At 51.9% G+C, this 526-nt stretch carries 1 protein-coding gene; it reads left to right on the top strand.

Translation table 11 applies throughout. The features are described 5' to 3' along the window. The coding region (locus J5M67_RS27730) for a GAF domain-containing protein (protein WP_207888585.1) at positions 1–526 on the top strand (526 nt) is incomplete at both ends.

The following is a 526-nucleotide window of genomic DNA, read 5'->3' as shown; positions in this document are numbered from 1 at the left end:
CTTGAATTGCCCGTAATTTTAGAAACGGCCGTTCAACAAGTGCGGCAGTTTCTTCAAGTCGATCGACTCATCATTTATCAATTCAAAATTCCCGCTCCGTCTTGCTTGCTTGATCCAACCCTGGATGAACCCCTCAGCGCAGCAATGCCAAACCTCGATGGCATTACCTACGAGTCGCGCAGCAGTGATTCAATTCCGTCGGTGCTGCATTGGATGGAGGCGTACAGCGATGTGACGCTACAGCATTTTGAGCAACGGCATCGCAACGGGTTAACGTGGGCAACGGAGCCGGAAGACTCGAATCGGTCACCGATCGCAGCGTTGCTCAAACTGGCGGAAGATGCTCCGATTCGCGCTGAACTTGCAACGCCGATCCTCGTGCAAGGTCAGCTTGGGGGCTTGTTAATTGCCCATCAATGCTGGCAACCGCGCCAATGGCAAGAGCAGGAAAAAACTTTGCTGCGCCGCATTGCTGAACATCTAGAAATTGCGATTTACCAAGCAAAACTTTACGCGGAACTGCAAC

The organism is Pseudomonas sp. 30_B, from assembly GCF_017491605.1.
Taxonomy (GTDB): domain Bacteria; phylum Pseudomonadota; class Gammaproteobacteria; order Pseudomonadales; family Pseudomonadaceae; genus Pseudomonas.
Note: the sequence above shows the minus strand (reverse complement) of the source record. Positions and strands in the feature narration are given on the sequence as shown.